At 71.7% G+C, this 17,412-nt stretch carries 11 protein-coding genes and 2 pseudogenes; 10 read left to right on the top strand and 3 right to left on the bottom strand.

Going from position 1 to position 17,412, the window contains the following annotated elements; genetic code table 11:
* Together IEZ12_RS39045 and IEZ12_RS25415 are read left to right on the top strand one after the other, a co-directional pair.
* Nucleotides 1-465 (top strand): hypothetical protein (locus IEZ12_RS39045; protein WP_229847977.1); only part of this gene is annotated, 465 nt, incomplete at its 5' end.
* 673 nt (nucleotides 466-1,138) lie between these two features.
* Complete coding sequence (locus IEZ12_RS25415; protein ID WP_229847976.1) at nucleotides 1,139-2,419, top strand: metal-dependent hydrolase family protein; 1,281 nt, start codon at nucleotides 1,139-1,141, stop codon at nucleotides 2,417-2,419.
* A 245-nt stretch (nucleotides 2,420-2,664) separates the two neighbouring features.
* On the opposite strand, the gene IEZ12_RS25410 is transcribed toward IEZ12_RS25415, so the two are convergent.
* Nucleotides 2,665-3,033: a putative antibiotic biosynthesis monooxygenase gene (locus IEZ12_RS25410; RefSeq protein WP_189275019.1), complete on the bottom strand. Its 369-nt coding sequence runs from the start codon at nucleotides 3,031-3,033 to the stop codon at nucleotides 2,665-2,667.
* 118 nt (nucleotides 3,034-3,151) lie between these two features.
* Between IEZ12_RS25410 and IEZ12_RS25405 the strand changes: the two genes are divergently transcribed.
* From IEZ12_RS25405 to IEZ12_RS25375, 7 genes and pseudogenes are all read left to right on the top strand, one after another.
* Nucleotides 3,152-3,790: a helix-turn-helix domain-containing protein gene (locus IEZ12_RS25405; protein ID WP_189275017.1), complete on the top strand. Its 639-nt coding sequence runs from the start codon at nucleotides 3,152-3,154 to the stop codon at nucleotides 3,788-3,790.
* Between the two features lie 663 nt (nucleotides 3,791-4,453).
* Nucleotides 4,454-5,093: pseudogene (locus tag IEZ12_RS25400) on the top strand (DNA-methyltransferase); the annotation flags it as partial.
* 451 nt (nucleotides 5,094-5,544) lie between these two features.
* A complete protein-coding gene (locus IEZ12_RS25395) occupies nucleotides 5,545-6,636 on the top strand; it encodes a LacI family DNA-binding transcriptional regulator (protein ID WP_189275013.1) in 1,092 nt (363 codons plus the stop codon).
* Between the two features lie 1,177 nt (nucleotides 6,637-7,813).
* The gene (locus IEZ12_RS25390) at nucleotides 7,814-8,908 is read left to right on the top strand and encodes a sugar ABC transporter substrate-binding protein (protein ID WP_189275010.1); all 1,095 of its coding nucleotides are present in this window, start codon (nucleotides 7,814-7,816) and stop codon (nucleotides 8,906-8,908) included.
* Nucleotides 8,909-9,030: 122 nt separating this feature from the next.
* Complete coding sequence (locus tag IEZ12_RS25385; protein WP_189275008.1) at nucleotides 9,031-9,810, top strand: ATP-binding cassette domain-containing protein; 780 nt, start codon at nucleotides 9,031-9,033, stop codon at nucleotides 9,808-9,810.
* Nucleotides 9,807-11,075, top strand: coding sequence for a sugar ABC transporter permease (locus IEZ12_RS25380; protein ID WP_189275006.1), 1,269 nt, complete (start codon nucleotides 9,807-9,809; stop codon nucleotides 11,073-11,075). Before IEZ12_RS25385 ends, IEZ12_RS25380 begins: the two co-directional genes overlap by 4 nt.
* A 12-nt stretch (nucleotides 11,076-11,087) precedes the next feature.
* On the top strand, nucleotides 11,088-12,299 hold the full coding sequence (locus tag IEZ12_RS25375) for an ROK family transcriptional regulator (protein ID WP_189275004.1): 1,212 nt from the start codon (nucleotides 11,088-11,090) through the stop codon (nucleotides 12,297-12,299).
* A 43-nt stretch (nucleotides 12,300-12,342) separates the two neighbouring features.
* On the opposite strand, the gene IEZ12_RS25370 is transcribed toward IEZ12_RS25375, so the two are convergent.
* The gene (locus IEZ12_RS25370) at nucleotides 12,343-13,782 is read right to left on the bottom strand and encodes a non-reducing end alpha-L-arabinofuranosidase family hydrolase (RefSeq protein ID WP_189275002.1); all 1,440 of its coding nucleotides are present in this window, start codon (nucleotides 13,780-13,782) and stop codon (nucleotides 12,343-12,345) included.
* A gap of 212 nt (nucleotides 13,783-13,994) precedes the next feature.
* A pseudogene (locus tag IEZ12_RS25365) lies at nucleotides 13,995-15,473 on the bottom strand (glycoside hydrolase family 10 protein); the annotation flags it as partial.
* Between the two features lie 547 nt (nucleotides 15,474-16,020).
* Between IEZ12_RS25365 and IEZ12_RS25360 the strand changes: the two are divergent.
* Nucleotides 16,021-17,364, top strand: coding sequence for an extracellular catalytic domain type 1 short-chain-length polyhydroxyalkanoate depolymerase (locus IEZ12_RS25360; RefSeq protein ID WP_189274998.1), 1,344 nt, complete (start codon nucleotides 16,021-16,023; stop codon nucleotides 17,362-17,364).
* The last annotated feature ends 48 nt before the right edge of the window (nucleotides 17,365-17,412 follow it).

Below are 17,412 nucleotides of genomic sequence, written 5' to 3'. Positions count from 1 at the left end.
ATGCGGGGCATGTCCACCGGCCTCAGTCGCACCCTGGCCGCGAAGGCGGGCGCACCGGAGGAGAGCCCGGGCCTGCGGTCCCGCTGTTCCGGCGCGGGGACCCGGACGTCCTGCTCGCGCACCCCGGGATCGACTGGGCGGGGCGAGCGCCCCGGCCATCAGCATACGGAACGGCCAGGTCACAGCGGTTCCGGGTTCGGGCCGATTCTCCGTGAACGCAGTGTCGACCTCTACCTGCCCGAAGCCCTGATGCACCTCCCCGACGACGTCGCCCGCCGGTTCGATTTCAACGGTCGGCGCATCGCGGACCTCAGCCTGTGGTGGTCCTACCTGACGGGCTGGCAGATCTCGGCAGGTCCCGGTCGGACGAAGGCGGTACACCGCTGGATGGGTGCGGGCCTGATTCGGGCGCGGCCTGGTCGCATCGGGCCCGCCGTGATGCTCAGGCCCCTGGTGCCGACATGACCAACGCGGGCCGACCCGCGCTTCTCAGGCAGCCGCTCTCCCTTTGCCTCCCACCCCTGGCACCGCGGGCCACCTGCCCTGCACCGACGCCCCCGCCTCCCTCACCACCGACCAACTCGCCGTACTCGTCTCCGCCCCCGCCTGGCAGCACCTGTGAGAGGCCTGCGAACCGCCCCCGAAACGGCGGGCTTCCGCCCCGGTGCCCGCCGCCACCGGGGCGGTGGGCACCGACGACGACGCGGCCCGTTGGCCCGCGTCACGGCGCGGGTGAACGTGAACGTGCTGATGGTGCCGTTGTTCCAGGTGATGACTCGGGTGCCGGGTGAGGTGGTGAGCAGATCGCTGCAGGACGGGAAGAAGGGGTCTGCTCGTCGTGGCTTCCGGCGCTCGTCCGCGTGGCCGAACCCGGCCGTCTCACAGGCAGGGAAGGTCGAGACACCGAATGCCCCTCTGCCGAATTCGCCTGTTTTGTAGCGTTTGATGACAGCCTTGGGGTCAGCGTGCAGCCGGGCGGGTCAGGGCACCGGCGACCGAGCTGAGCCGGAGGGGCGAAGCAGCTCCGTGCGATGTGCCCCGATTCCCTGTGCCTGCGTGAGCAAGCCGAGCCCCATCCGGTCCCGCTGGGCCGGCGGATTCGTGTCAGCTTGTACTGTCCCGCCACTGGAGGAAGTCCGTGACCCGGCAACAGACCCCCGTACCGATCCTGATCAACAACGTGCGCGTCTTCGACGCCGTGCGCTCCGGACCGATGCCGTCGACGTCGGTGCTCATCCATGACCGGAAGATCGCCTCGATCGGTGCTTCGGCGCCGGAGGGGGCGATCGTCATCGAGGGCGGCGGACGGGTGCTCATCCCCGGCCTGACCGACGCGCACGTCCACCTCTTCGCGACCGGGACCTCCCTCGCGGGCCTGACCGCCGGTGCCACCGGCACGGGCTACTACACCGCGCTCGCCGCGGCCGAGCGGATGCTCATGCGCGGCTTCACCACCGTCCGGGACATGGCCGGCGACGTCACCGCACTGCGGCAGGTTCTGGACGCGGGGACGTTCCCCGGCCCGCGCATCTACCCCAGCCAGGCCGCGATCTCCCAGACCTCCGGGCACGGCGACTTCTCCAACGTCTACGAAGACGCGAACACCTTCTCCTGCGGTGCGCACGCCCGCGCCGAGCAGATCGGGTTCCTGCGTGTCGCCGACGGCCGCGACCAGGTGCTCGCGGCCGTACGCGAGCAGCTGAAGAAGGGTGCCTCCCAGATCAAGGTCATGGCGGGCGGCGGGGTCGCCTCCGCCTACGACCCGCTGGACGTGCTGCAGTACACGCCGGACGAACTCAAGGCCGCGGTCGAGGCTGCCACGGACTGGGGCACCTACGTGGCCGCGCACGTCTACAACGACGAAGGCATCCGCCGCGCGATCGCCGCAGGAATCAAGTCGATCGAACACGGCCACCTCGCCGCCGGCGCCGAGACCGTCAAACTGATGGCCGACAGCGGGGTGTGGCTGAGCACCCAGCCCTTCCTCGAAACCGACCACGAGTACCCCGACCCGGAGAACGCCCAGAAGAACAAGCAGGTCTGCGAGGGCGTCGCGAACTCCTTCACGTGGGCGCGGGAGCAGGGCGCGAACATCGCCTTCGGCACCGACCTGATGCTCGAACCGGAGAAGGCCGGACTGCAGAACCAGATGCTCACCCGGCTGTCCACCCACTTCGACTTCAAACCCGTCGAAGCGCTGAGGATCGCCACCTCCGGCAACGCCGAACTCTTCCGGCTCGCCGGCGAGCGCGACCCCTACAAGGCGGCCCCTCTCGGCCAGATCACCGAGGGCGCGTGGGCCGACGTCCTCCTCGTCGAAGGCGACCCCACCCAGGACCTCACCGTGCTGGGCGACCCGGACAAGAACCTCGCCGTGATCATCAAGGACGGCCACATCTACAAGAACCTCCTCGCCTGACCCGGGACGACGCGCCGGTGGGCCTCGGCCACCGCAGCTCACCCCGTCCCCGCCGTCCGCGCGACCAGAAGGACTGCACGTCCTGCGTCCAACGGCCGGCGGCGGCCAGGCGATGGACACGGGCCGGCCGCGGGCGACGGGCCGAAGGCCGTACGGACCGGCCGTCTCGGCCGTCCTGCTCGACCTGGACGCGCCGGGACCGGCCGAAACCGGCGGACGACGCCTGGTGACGTACGGCCTGTGCGTCATCCTGCGGCGGCCTGCCCGGCAGGAGGAGAAGAGCTACCGCTCCCCGTCGGCACCGCCCCGGACGGTTGAGCGACCCATCCGCCGGGGGCGTGCCCGCCCGGCGCCGGGGCAGGCAGGCCGGCAGCCGGTTCCGCGGCGGACCGGCCGGCCCTGCGGCGTCCGGTGAGCGCGGCGTTGGCCTTCAGCAGTGCAGGTACCAGCCCGTAGACGGCGGCGGGGACGAGGATCGCCGTCAGGACCAGGGTCCGCAGGTAGACGGGCAGCGGCGCGAGCACCGGCCCGAGCAGGACCGACAGCAGGGTGATGCCGGGGTAGATCGCCAACCAGGTGATGAGGGCCCGGCGGTGCACGGACGGGGGGTTCACAACTGCTCCTCGAAGACCAGGGGAGCCCAGGTGGGCTTCCGGGTGCCTGTTCCTGCGACGATGCGGCCGACCGGGCCCGGCGGGCAAGGTCCCTTGCTCTTCTGTCAAAGTGGGAATCATGGACGGCAGCGCCGATCGCCCCCTGGACACCGTGGGGCCCCGGCTGCGTGAACTGCGTCGACGGCGAGGCACGACACTGACCGCCGTCGCCGAGGCGACGAGGATCTCTCCCAGCACCCTCTCCCGACTGGAGTCCGGCAAGCGGCGCCCCACCCTGGAGATGCTGCTGTCCCTGGCCCAGGCGTTCGACGTCGCTCTGGACGACCTCGTCGGAGCCCCGCCCACGGGCGACCCCCGGGTCCACCTGCGCCCGCAGGCCGTCGAGGGGATGACCGTCGTCCCGCTCACCCGCCGCCGGCCGGGCGGAGGCATCCAGGTTTTCAAGATGCTCATCTCCCCCGCCCCGCGCGCCCGTGCGCCGCGCACCCACGAGGGCTTCGAGTGGCTGTACGTCATCGAGGGCCGGCTGCGTCTGGTCCTGGGGGACCGTGACTTCGTCCTGGCGCCCGGCGAGGCGGCCGAGTTCGACACCCGCACCCCTCACTGGTTCGGCACGGCCGACGGCCGGGCCGTGGAAGTCCTCTCCATGTTCGGCGGCCAAGGCGAACGCGCCCATCTACGGACCAGCCACGACAACGGGCGGCCCCGCGACACGGAGCGGCACCGCCCACGACCTCAGGGCCGACCGGAGAGTTGATCGGCATTCCGGCCGAAGCGGCGGCATCGGCGTTCACCCGCCCGCAGGACCCGTCCGTCCGGCGTATTCGGCCGCTCCGCACGGGAAGCACACGAGGACGGCGGCATCGGATCAACCGGGGCAGCACACGGCCGCGCGTCCGCCGGGGGCTTGGGCGCGCGGCCGTCGGCATCGTGTCAGGCCGTCGGGACCAGGACGCAGTGGGTGCCGTTGAAGTGGGGCGGCACGCACTCATCGCTCGGTCCACGGTGTCCCGGGTGCTGATGCCGCCGAGCAGGACCAGCGGCAGATCGAGCTCAGCCCGGAACCGACCGGCCCCACGAGCCCGCCCCGCCGGACCCTCGCACTGCCGGCGAGGTCCGGCGCGGGCTGCACCCGTGGACGAGTCGCCCCGGTCCGCCCCGCGCGCGGGTGGCGGTTACCCGACGGCGCAGGGTCAGCGAACGCGCCGGATCGCTGCGGTGGCATCGCTGCCGGACCGGCTGGCCGCACGCCTGCTGCTTGCGTGCCAAGACTCTTTTGGACGGGTGACGGGTCGTCAGAAAAGCCAGCAAAAATCGTGCGGCCGGACTTCACCACTGCCGTCCCGCTCATTCCCGCTCCCGACGGCTGCCGCCCGAATCCTGCCGCGAGCGGGCTTTCCCTGACCTGGGAGAGGCCATCATGAGCAGCCTCAGCCTTCATCGAGGCGACGTCCTCACCGTTCTGAAGTCCCTGCCCGACGAGAGTGTCAACGCGGTCATCATTGACCCCCCGTACAACAGCGGCGGCCGGACCGGCTCGGAGTGCACCAGCCGCGACGCCCGGGCCAAGTACGTGACGTCCAGCTCCGCGCACGACCTCAAGACCTCCCCCGGCGAGAACCGCGACCAGCGCTCCTATCGCTCCTGGCTCACCGAACTGCTCACCGAGGCCTACCGGGCGAGCACCGAGCACGCCGTCGCCGTGGTCTTCTCCGACTGGCGCCAGGAGCCGACGACCAGCGACGCGCTGCAGATGGCCGGTTGGACGTGGCAGGGCACCATCCCCGGGATCAAGCCCGCCGGCCGACCGCGCAAGGGCGGCTTCAAGCAGTCCGCCGAGTTCATCACCTGGGGCGTCAAGGGCGCCCTCGACCACTCCCGGGTGATCTACCTGCCCGGTCACTTCATTGCGACCCAGCCCCGCGAGGACCGCGCCCACATCACCCAGAAACCCCTGGAGATCACGCGGCAGCTCGTCCGGATCAGCCCCGAGGGCGGTGTCGCCCTCGGCCCCGTTCACCGTCGGCCGGGTTGGCTCGGGCGAACTCCGCCCGGGTCGGTGCCGGGCGATGCATCACCCCCGTCACGGTGGTCAACGACTCGGCCGGCCCGGTGCGGTCGTGGTCGTGGTCGACAGCCTGGTTGGCGGACCGTTGGACGTCCACCGGGGGAGCTTCGTGGTGGCTGAGAACAACACGTTCTCCAGGTACGCGACGCTGTCCGACGCCCTCGGCCGGGTCGGTTCGATCGGCGACGCCTCCGCCGGGTGGGTGAGCCGCGTCGGCAACACCGGGTGTGCGCCGCTGGTCTCCGGGAACAGCGGCGACGGGCTCCCGGGCTGTTCCGGGAACCACGCTGCTGCGGCCGCTTTCCGCTCCGCGAACCCCGCGAGTCTCGCGAGGCAGCGCCGGGTTTGCGTCGGGTTTGCGTCGGGAGGGCGCAGGTCGTCCGGCGGAGACGGCCAGTAGGGTGAAGGCCGTCACCGTGGGCACCGGGAGAGCGGGGAGCAACATGGACGGGGCTGGGGAGCGGCGGCCGCCGACGATGGCGGACGTCGCGGAGGTCGCGGGCGTGTCGCACCAGACCGTCTCCCGGGTTCTGAGCGACCACCCCAATGTGCGCGAGGCGACCAGGGCGCGGGTGCTGCAGGCCATCGCGGAGCTGGGCTACCGGCCGAACTCGGCGGCCCGGACGCTGGTGACCAGGCGCAGCCGGACGCTGGGCGTGGTGGCAGCCAACACCACGCTGTTCGGCCCGGCGAGCATTCTGGCAGGTCTGGAGCGCGCGGCCCGGCAGGAGGACTACCTGGTGGCCTCGGTCGGTTTGGAGGAGCTGACGGAGCACGCGCTCCGCAAGGCCCTGGAGCGACTGGGCAGTTGGGGCGTGGACGGCGTGGTGGTGATGACGCCGCACCGGCACACGGTGGCGGCGCTGGCCCGGCTGCCCCAGCCGTTCCCGATCGTGACGGTGGAGGGCGGGCACGACCTGGACCTGCCCGGGGTGGCCGTGGACCAGTTCGCCGGGGCGCGGGCGATCACCGCACACCTGCTCTCGCTGGGCCACACCACCATCTGGCACGTGGCGGGCCCCGGCGAGTGGATCGAGGCGGAGGGCCGCCTGCAGGGCTGGCGGGCGGCGCTGGAGTCGGCCGGCCTCCCCGTCCCGCCGCACCTGACCGGCGACTGGAGCCCGGCCTCCGGCCACGCGGCCGGCCGCCTTGTCGCGCAAGCGTTCCGGGGCGGCGCGGGCCCGCGGCCGACGGCGGTGTTCGCCGCCAACGATCACATGGCCCTCGGTGTGGTCCGAGCGCTGAACGAGGCCGGGGTGCGGATGCCCGCCGAGATCGCCGTCGCCGGTTTCGACGACCTCCCGGAGGGCGCGTACATCACCCCGCCACTCACCACCGTCCGGCAGGATTTCACCGCGGTCGGCCGCGCCGGGATCGACCTGCTGCTGCGGCTGATCGACGAACCCGGCACACCGGTCTCGCACGTGACCATCGCGCCGCACCTGGTCGTCAGGGCCAGCACCGCCGGTGGCCGCAGGCCGGGGCCGGGCAGCGTGGCGGCCCGGTTCTCGGACGCCGCCGGCCCGGCCCGATAGACGGATGCCTCGGCGAGTCATGTGGCCGGTCTGACGTCCGGTGGAGCATGTCCGGGCGCCCCGCACCCGCCGTCCTCTGCGCATCGCAGCGCGGGGTCGTCCCGGACGTCGGTCGGGCAGGTCGGCGCTCTGTCGTTTCGTCGAGCCGGCCCGGGGCGCGGACCGTGCCAATGTGCATGGGGTCGGCGGATGATCCCCTCGGGGTCGAGCATCGTGCGTCGGCCGACGCCGGCCGGGTCGGAGGCGTTGACGACGTAGAGCTGGTCGGTCCGGGCGTCGGCCTGCGACAGATCCGGTCCTCGGTGAAATCGGTGGTAGCGGTGGCCGGTCGGACGACAGTGGTCCTGCTGCCGCAGCCGGGTGCGACCATGCCGTGCGCGCTACGGGTGAGGCGGCGAGCATCATCGGGCCGCCGAGCAGCGGTAGTACGCCTCCGAGCAGCGGGCCGCGCGGAGTGGTGAGCAGGCGTCGGCGGGATGGCCGGACGCAGGCGAACGCGGTGGCGCCGTGAGTGACAGGCGATCAGCAGGCCGACGGAGAGGACCGCGTCGCCCAGGAAGCGCGGGGAGGCCAGTTCGAGTGCCACCACGGTCACAGGGGTGAGCGCGCCGAAGAGGACGGTGCCGACGGTGGGTGTCGAACGGCGCGGGTGGATTCGGGCGAAGGCCCTCGGCAGTGCGCCATGAGCGGTCGTCGACAGCAGGCCGCGTCCACTGCCGAGCAGGCAGGTGAGCATCGTGGACAGGGTGCTCACACAAGCGGCGAGCTTGACGGCGGCGGCCAGGGCCGGTTCGAGCAGCGGCGGTGCGGGGTGGCAGGGACGTCGGTGGCGTCCTCGGCCTCCTCGTCGACGGTGACCAGGGCGTCCCAGCCCCGGTGGCCGAACAGCGGAGCAAAGCCGCCTCGGCGAAGGCCCTGCGGCGCCTTCTCCGTTGCCCGCCGGTCGAGTTGAGCATGTGACCCGCGGCTCGGCGGTGCGTGCCCGGCGGGGCTGCGGTAACGCGATCGTTACGCACGTGCGCCGGTGCGAGGGCTTGGCGGGCCATCCCGCAAGCCGTAAGTTGTCGCGGGCAACAAATAGGCCGGCCGCCTTCCGTGCTCGAAGCTCGCGCGCATCCCCTCATCCCACCCACGCACGTCCGGCGCAGGTCGGACACGCCTCGAAAGGACCCTGCCCATGCGCAAGGGGCTCCTGTTCGCCACCGCCGCCATGTCGGCGGCCCTGCTCACCACGGCCACGGCCTGCTCCTCCTCGGGCGCCGGCTCCGACCCGGCGGGCGGCAAGAAGCCGAAGATCGGCGTGATCCTGCCGGACAGCAAGTCGTCCGTCCGCTGGGAGACCGCGGACCGGCCGTACCTCGCGGCGGCGTTCAAGGCCGCCGGTGTGGATTACGACATCCAGAACGCCGAGGGCGACAAGCAGGCGTTCCAGACCATCGCCGACCAGATGATCACCAACGGCGTGAACGTGCTGGTCATCGTCAACCTGGACAGCGGCACCGGAAAGGCCGTCCTCGACAAGGCCAAGGCCCAGGGCGTCGCCACCATCGACTACGACCGGCTCACCCTCGGCGGCTCCGCCCAGTACTACGTCAGCTTCGACAACACCCAGGTCGGCAAGCTCCAGGGACAGGGCCTGGCCAAGTGCCTGGGCGACATGGGCGCCAAGAACCCCGTCGTCGCCGAGCTCAACGGCTCCCCGACGGACAACAACGCCACCCTGTTCGCCAACGGCTACAACAGCGTGCTCGACCCGATGTACGCCTCCGGCCAGTACACCAAGGGCCCCAACCAGTCGGTGCCGGACTGGGACAACGCCCAGGCGCAGACCATCTTCGAGCAGATGTACACCAGCCGCCCGGACATCGCCGGGGTGCTCGCGGCCAATGACGGCCTGGCCAACGCGGCCATCGCAGTGCTCCGCAAGAACCACCGCAACGGGCAGGTCCCGATCACCGGTCAGGACGCCACCGTGCAGGGCCTGCAGAGCATCCTGGCGGGCGACCAGTGCATGACCGTCTACAAGGCCGTGAAGAAGGAGGCCGACGCGGCGGCGGCGCTCGCGGTCGACCTGGCCCACGGCCAGAAGGGCCAGAGCAACTCCACCGTCCACGACCCGACCGGCAACCGGGACGTGCCGTCGGCGCTGCTCACCCCGCAAGCCGTCTTCAAGGACAACATCCAGGACGTTGTCACCGACGGCTACGTCACCAAGGCGCAGCTGTGCACCGGCGACTACGAGGCGCTGTGCACGAAGGCCGGCATCAAGTAGCGCCCGCCGCCCGCCCGTCGGCCCCGAGCCCGGCCGACGCCGGCGGGCCCCGTGCCGCCGGCGGGCCCCGTGCCGCCAGGGGCACGGGGCCGGCCCCGCCGAACTCCCCAGGAGCCCCACCCATGACAGAAACACCGACTCTCGAACTGCGCGGGATCGACAAGAGCTTCGGCCCGGTCCAGGTCCTGCACGACGTCGCGCTCAGTGCCTACGCGGGCGAGGTCACGGCCCTCGTCGGCGACAACGGCGCGGGCAAGTCCACGCTCGTCAAGTGCATCGGCGGGATCCACTCCGCCGACGCCGGGGACTACCTCTTCGAAGGCAGGCCGGTGCAGGTGCACAGCCCGCGCGACGCCGCCGCCCTCGGGGTGGAGATCGTCTACCAGGACCTCGCGCTGTGCGACAACCTCGACATCGTCCAGAACATGTTCCTGGGCCGGGAGAAGCGCCGCGGGCTGGTGCTCGACGACTCGACCATGGAGGAGATGGCCGCCGCCACCCTCCAGAGCCTCTCCGTACGCACCGTCAAGTCGCTGCGCCAGAAGGTCTCAAGCCTCTCCGGCGGCCAGCGCCAGACCGTGGCCATCGCCAAGGCGGTGCTGTGGAACAGCAAGCTGGTCGTCCTCGACGAGCCCACCGCGGCCCTCGGCGTCGCCCAGACCGCCCAGGTCCTGGAACTCGTGCGCCGGCTGGCCGACAACGGATTGGCCGTCGTGCTGATCTCGCACAACATGAACGACGTCTTCGCGGTGTCCGACCGGATCGCCGCGCTCTACCTCGGCCGGACGGCCGCCCAGGTCAAGGCGTCCGACGCGACGCACGCCCAGGTCGTCGAACTGATCACCTCGGGACGCAGCGGCGACCTCGGCCCGCAGAACACCTCCAAGGGAGCCGCCGCATGACCGCCCTCGCCCCGGAGAAGCCCGAGCGGCCGCACCGCACCACCGGCCCCGCGGACGACCGGACCGGAGGACTGAAAGCCGCCGGCCGCGGCTACCTCGACCAGGTCCGCGCGGGCGAGCTGGGCTCGCTGCCGGCCGTCGCCGGACTGGTCGTCCTGTGCGTGTTCTTCGCGCTGCTGCGCCCGGTCTTCCTGTCCAACCTGAACTTCGCCAACCTGCTCACCCAGAGCGCAGGCAGCATCGCCATCGCGATGGGGCTGGTCTTCGTCCTGCTGCTCGGCGAGATCGACCTGTCGGCCGGATACGCCAGCGGCGTCTGCGCCGCGGTCCTGGCCATCCTGCTGACCGACCACGGCTGGCCCTGGTACGCGGCGGTGGCCGCCTCCGTACTGACCGGCGCGGCCATCGGCCTGCTGCTCGGCACGCTCGTCGCCAAGGTCGGCATCCCGTCCTTCGTGGTGACGCTGGCCGCGTTCCTCGGCTTCCAGGGCGTGGTGCTGATGCTGCTGAAGGAGGGCACCAACGTCTCCGTCAAGGACCCGACGGTGCTGGCCGTCGCCAACGACAACCTCAGCCCCGTCCTCGGCTGGCTGCTGCTGGCCTGCTGCGTCGCGGGCCACGCCTTCCTCCAGGTGCGCCGCAGCCGCGACCGGCGCGGCCGCGGCCTCGCCGGAACTCCGGTGGCGCTGCTCGCCGTTCGGACCGGCGCCGTGGCCGTGATCGGCGCCGCCGCGGTGTACCTGCTCAACCAGGAGCGCAGCCGCAACGTCCTGGTCGGCTCGCTCAAGGGCGTGCCGCTGGTGGTGCCCGTGATCGGCGCCCTGCTGCTGCTCGGCACGTTCACCCTGCAGCGGACCGGCTTCGGCCTGCACGTGTACGCCGTCGGCGGCAGCCCCGAGGCGGCCCGCCGGGCCGGCATCAACGTCGCCTTCATCCGCACCTCGGCCTTCGTCGTCTGCTCCTGCCTGGCCGCCGTGGGCGGCATCATCGCCGCCTCCCGGGGCAACTCCGTGGACCCCAACACCGGTGGCAGCAACGTCCTGCTGCTCGCCGTCGGCAGTGCCGTCATCGGCGGCACCAGCCTGTTCGGCGGCCGCGGCCGGGTGGTCGACGCGGTGCTCGGCGGCCTGGTCGTCGCGGTGATCCAGAACGGCATGGGACTGATGGGGTACAGCTCGGGGGTCAAGTACGCTGTCACGGGATCGGTTCTGCTGGTGGCCGCCGGCGTGGACGCCATGTCCCGCCGCCGCACAGCCCGACGATGAGAGCCGCCTGCGATGAAAGCCGGTCCTTCCCAGGAAGAGGTCCGCCAGCACAACCTGGGCGCGCTGCTGCGCCACGTCCACTTCGAGGGGCCCACCTCGCGCGCCGTCCTGGCCGCCGAGTTGGGCCTCAACCGCAGCACCATCCTGGGCCTGGTCGGCGACCTGGCGGCAGCCGGGCTGGTTCGTGAGGAACTCCCGCAGGAGAACGGGCGGGCCGGGCGGCCGTCACTGGTCGTCAGGCCGGAGTCCGGCCGCGCGCACGTCCTCGCGGTCGATCTCGGTGTGGAGCGCCTGGCGGCCGCCCTGATCGGACTCGGCGGCGTGTTCCTGGACCGCCGGGAACGCCAGTGGCCGTCCGGGCAGTCCCGAGAGCCGTCCCAAGTCGCCTCACTCATCGCCGAGTTCGCCCACCAGATGCTCGCCCGTGCGCCGGACGGCAGTGCCTGCGTCGGGGTGGCCGTGGCGGTTCGGGGCCTGGTCCGGCACCCCGACGGAAGGGTTGCCCTCGCCCCCAACGCCGGCTGGCAGGACGTCGACCTGGCCGGCGCGCTCACCGAGCGGCTCCCGTCGGACCTACCCGTCCTGGTCGCCAACGAGGCCAACCTCGGCGCGCTCGCCGAGCACCGCCGCGGCATCGGCCGCGGCAGCCAGAACCTGGTCTACCTGCACGGCGAGATCGGCATCGGCGCCGGGGTGATCAGCGGCGGCGAACTGCTGCGCGGCGAGCGCGGCTACGCGGGCGAGATCGGCCACATGACGGTCAACCCGTTCCAGGGACGGCCGTGCGGCTGCGGCGCCCGCGGCTGCCTGGAGGCCGAAGCCGGCGAGCGGGCCCTGCTGGAGGCCGCCGGCCGGGACGGCCTGGCCGCCGGGGCCGAGGCGGTGCGGTCCGTGGTCGCCGCCGCCGACCTCGGCGACGTCACCGCGCGTGCGGCCCTGCACCGGGTCGGTGACTGGCTCGGCATCGGCATCGCGAACCTGGCCCACCTCTTCGACCCGGACCTGGTCGTCCTCGGCGGCACCCTCCGGGACGTCTTCCTCGGCTCCGCCGCCCAGGTGCGCAGCCGGATCAACACCAACGCCCTCGCCGCCGTGCGCGAGAAGCTGCGCCTGCGGGTCAGCGAACTCGGCGGCGACACCGTGCTGATCGGCGCCGCCGAGCTGGCCTTCGCCGAACTGCTGGCCCGCCCGCTGGAGACGCTCGCCCGCCACGGACGCGGGTGAACCCCGGCCGTCCGGAGGCGGCCGGGGTCCACTGTCGGTGCGGTCAGTGCTGGAGCGTCAGGACACCCGGGCGCCAAGGCAGTTGGTCGTACGGGCCGCCCGCGGTGGGGGACTTGCCCTGGTACAGGAACTGCAGGTTGCAGGGGTCGATGGTCATGGTCTGGTCGGGGTTGTTGCGGACCAGGTCGCCGTGGCTGATGTCGTTGGTCCAGGCGGCGCCGCTGTTGGCCTTGCCCGCGAACGGGTTGGACTCGGCGGCGGCCTGCGGGGTCCACGAGCCGCTCAGGCTGTTGGCCGTGAAGGAGCGGAAGTAGCGGCCGCCGGAGCCCTGCGCCTCGACGATCATCAGGTACTGGTTCTGGTCCTTGACCTTGTAGACCTGCGGCGCCTCGAACAGGTTGGCCGCGGTATCGCTCATGACGGTGGTGTACGCGGAGCCGAAGCTGCTCGGGAAGTTCCCGATCGGCATGTCGGCCCGGTAGATGCTGCCGTTGTCGCCGGCGAAGAACAGGTACATGTTCCGGTCGTCGGCGATCAGGGTCTGGTCGATCGGTCCGGTACCGGAGTTGGGGATGCTGCCGGTGAACAGCGGCTGCGGCGCGGACCAGCCGTTGGGGTTGGTCGGGTCGCTGGAGGTGCGGTAGATGAACGGCCAGGCGCCCCACTGGTAGGCGAGGACCCAGATGTTCTTCGGCGCGAAGTAGAACAGCGTGGGCGCCACCGCGGACTGGCTCATCCCGGTCTGCGCGGCCGAGGCCATGTCGGACCAGTTGGTGAACGGCGCGAACGCCATCGAGCCGTACGAGGAGCCGTTCACGTTCGAGGCGTACACCAGGTGCTTGCCGTTGTAGACCACGTCGGTGAAGTCCTTCACCGAGGCCCAGCCGTTGGCGGGCTGCGCCAGCGCGCCGGTGGACGACCAGCGGTAGGTCGACGGGAGCGGGCAGGCGCCGGTCGGCGGGGGCGTGGTCGGGGGAGTGGTCGCGGTCAGGCCGGACCACTGCTGGTTGCTGCGGCCGTTGCAGGTCCACAGCTCGACGGCGGTGCCGTTGGCGGTGGCGCCGCCGGTGACGTCCAGGCACAGGCCGGACTCGACGCCGGTGATCGAGCCGTCCGCGTTGAGCCGCCACTGCTGGTTGGCGCCGCCGCTGCAGGTGTAGATCTGCACCCGGGTGCCGGCCGTGGTGGCGTGGTTCGGGACGTCCAGGCACTTGTTGCCGTAGACGGTCAGCTGGCTGCTCGACGTCAGCGTCCACTGCTGGTTGGCGCCGCCCCAGCAGTCGTAGATCTGCAGCAGCGCGCCGTCGCTCTGGCCGGCGCCTGTCACGTCGAGACAGCGGCCGGAACCGGTGCCCTTCAGAGCGCCGGTGGTGGCGGCCCGGGCCGGGCCTGCGACCAGCATCGCGGCCAGGGCCACGACGGTCGCGACCGCGGCGGTGAGCATCACGGACAGCTGCCGGCGGGGGGAGCGTGGTCGGTGCATGGGACCTCCTCGGGGTGGGGAAGGGGTGGAGCCGCGACACGGGCTGTGAGCGCTCACAGTCGCCGCTGCGCGTGCCGCCGTACAGGGGCCCGGCCCGGGAGTCGGCTCAGGGGCCGGGGAGGGGCCCCGCGCCGGGCTCAGGGGCCGGGGGTGGCGCGGGGGGTGCGGAGCCGAGCCCGGTCGCGTGGCGAACTCGGGCTCGGCTCGGCTCACTTGAAGTTCCAGTGCTGGTTGGCGCCGCCGTTGGAGTCCCAGATCTGGACGGGGGAGCCGTTGCCGGTCTGGCCGCCGGGGATCTCCAGCGCCCGGCCGCTGGCGACGTTGGTCAGCGCATAGGAGCCGTCGCCGTTGCGGACGGCCTTCCAGTGCTGGTTGGCGCCGCCGTTGGAGTCCCAGACCTGCATCCGGGTGCCGTTGCCGGTCTGGCCGCCCGGTTCGTCCAGCGCCCGGCCGCTGGCGATGTTGGTCAGCGTCCAGGAGCCGTCGCTGTTCTGGGTGGCGCGCCACTGCTGGTTGGCCGCGGTGCCGTTGGCGTCCCACACCTGGAGCTGGGTGCCGTTGGCGTTCTGCCCGGCCGGCTCGTCGAGGACGCGGCCGGCCGCCACGTCGGTGAGCGTGTAGACGGTGCCGGAGACGATGCCGCCGGGCGGCGGCGTGGTGCCGCCGCCGGCGTTGTTCAGGGCGGTCAGCACCGAGCCGTAGGCGGCCTTCGGGTTGCCGTAGTTGTCGAACAGCAGCGGGTTCTCGCCGGTGCGCCAGGAGTCGCTGTCGCGGATGCCCCAGACCGTGATGCCGGTGCAGCGGGCGACGTCGAGGCACGCCTGGACGGCGCCCGCGTACGCGGTGGGGGAGGCCTGGGCGAGGTCGAGCTCGGTGAGCTGGACGTCCACGCCGAGCGCGGCGAAGTTCGACAGGGTGGTCCGGAATCCGGCCGGCGCGCCGCCGGAGCCGAAGTGGCTCTGGAAGCCGACGCAGTCGATCGGCACGCCGCGGGACTTGAAGTCCTTGACCATGTTGTAGACGCCCTGGGTCTTGGCGTCCGTCCAGTTCTCGATGCTGTAGTCGTTGTAGCAGAGCTTGGCGGAGGAGTCGATGCCCCGTGCGGTGCGGAACGCCTCCTCGATGAAGCCGTTGCCCAGCACGTTCTGGAACACCGAGCTGCGGTGCTGGCCGCTGCCGCCGTCGGCGAATGCCTCGTTGACCACGTCCCAGGCGTAGATCTTGCCTTTGTAGTGGGTCATCTCCTGGGTGATGTGATTGTTCATCACACTCCGCAGGGTGTTGGCGTCGCCGATCGACGAGACCCAGCCGGGCAGTTGGGAGTGCCAGACCAGGGTGTGGCCGCGCATCCGCTGGCCGTTCGCGGTGGCGTGGTTGACGATCTGGTCGCCGGGGCCGAAGTTGAAGTTGCCCCGGGACGGTTCGACGGTGTCCCACTTCATCTCGTTCTCCGGGGTGATCATGTTGAATTCCCGGTCGAGAACGGCGGCGTAGGTCGAGTCGCCGAGCCGGCCCGCGGCCACGGCGGTGCCGAAGTAGCGGCCGCTTCCGGCCGCTGCCGCGCCGAGCGTGTTCGCTCCGGCGGCCTGGGCCGCGGGGCCGGCGGCGAGGACGGCGACCAGGCCGACCGCGGTGCAGGCGGCCGGTGTCAGGAGCGTGCGGAGACGGGTCTTTCCGTTGAGCCATGGCATGACGGATCGTTCTCCTTGGGTGGGGGAGAGACTGCACGCCGGGGAGGCGGGGCCTCCTGCCGACGGTCGGGCGAACGCGCGTTCCGCCGGGCCGTTCCTGCCGGGCGGGGCGCATGGGGTGGGTGCCAGGAGGTCGAGGGGGAGGGTGGGCGCCGGACCCTCGATCATGCCTGTTAGCGCTAACAATCGTCTGTGAAGCAGAGCTGTGAAGGTTGCCCCGGTGAAATCTGTCCGAGGCGGTGCGTCTTGTCAATACTCCGCGCAGCGGCCCGCCCGCGGCGATCGGTCCGGCCCCGCCCCCGCCGGCTCGGGGCGGTCGGCTGCCCTCCCGCTGCGGCCACGCATGCAACTTTCACGCCGTACAGCGGGAGCCTGGGTCTCCCGCGATCGGTGAATCCGCAGTTGGCGGGCCGGCGTCCGGGCGTCCACCGTGCCGCCGCGGCGGTGGTTGACGCGGACGCCGGCCCGGCCCGAGTATCGTGGGCACTTCATCCGTGGTGGCGCCGGAACCTTCTCACGCTCAAGGCAAACCCGACGGAGAGGTCCCATGTCCCGATCCCGTTCGTTCGCATCCAGGCTGATCGCCGTTCTCGCCGTGCTCGCCCTGGCGGTGGGCCTGAACCTGCAGACGGCCCCACGGGCCGCCGCCGCCTCGCTGACCCAGATCACGAACTTCGGCACCAACCCGACCGGCCTGCTGATGCACCTGTACGTGCCGGCCTCGGTCAAGCCCGACCCGCCGATCCTGCTGGCCATGCACGGCTGCCAGGGGAACGGCCCGTACATGTACTCGAGCACCGACTTCGGCGCGCTGGCCGACCAGTACGGCTTCCTTGTGATCTATCCGTCGACCAACCCGAACGGCAGCTGCTGGGACGTCTCCTCCGACCAGGCGCTGACCCGGGGCGGCGGCAGTGACCCGGTCGGGCTGATGTCGATGATCACCTACACCGAGCAGCACTACGGCGGCAATCCCGATGCCGTGTACGTCACCGGCGAGTCCTCCGGCGGCATGATGACCAACGTGATGCTCGCCGACCACCCGGACGTGTTCAAGGCCGGTGCGGCGTTCATGGGCGTGCCCCACCACTGCTTCCACACCGGCTCGGTGCGCGGCTGGAACGGCCCCTGCGCGCAGGGACAGGTGTCGATGACCGCGCAGCAGTGGGGCGGCCTGGTGCGGAACGCCTACGCCGGCTACACCGGTCCGCGGCCGCGGGTGCAGCTCTGGCACGGGACGGCCGACACCGTCCTGAGCTACAACAACCTCGGTGAAGAGATCAAGCAGTGGACCGACGTCCTCGGCGTGAGCCAGACGCCGTCGGCCACCGACACCCCCGCCTCCGGCTGGACCAGGACCCGGTACAACAACGGCGCCGGCACCCAGGTCGAGGCGTACAGCATCGCCGGGGCCGGGCACCAACTCCCGGTCCAGGGCGCGGGAATGGCCGCCAACGCGGTCCACTTCATGGGCCTGGACACGGCCTCCTCCGGCAGCACGAGCGGCGCGCTGCGCGCGGTGGCCGCGGGAAAATGCCTGACCGGCACGAACGCGGCGGCGGGCGCCCAGCAGCAGATCCACTCCTGCACCGGGGCCGCGGACCAGACCTGGACCCGCACGGCGTCGAACCAGCTGACCGTGACCGTCGGCGGCAGCATGCTCTGCCTGGACGCCAACGCCAAGGGCACCACCAACGGCACCAAGGTGATCGTGTGGTCCTGCAACGGCCAGCCCAACCAGCAGTGGCAGGTGAACGCGAACGGCACGATCACCGGGGCGCAGTCGGGGCTCTGCCTGGACGTGGCCGGGCTCGGCACCGCAGACGGCACGCCCGTGCAACTGTGGAGCTGCAGCGGCGGCAGCAACCAGCAGTGGAAGCTGGGCGGCTGACGCCGGCACACCGTGGCCGGCCGGCCCGCCGAGGCACCCCGTGAGCGG

It is taken from the genome of Kitasatospora griseola, from assembly GCF_014648555.1.
GTDB lineage: Bacteria > Actinomycetota > Actinomycetes > Streptomycetales > Streptomycetaceae > Kitasatospora > Kitasatospora griseola.
The sequence above is the reverse complement of the archived record's forward strand: the minus strand, read 5'-3'. Positions and strand labels throughout refer to the sequence as shown.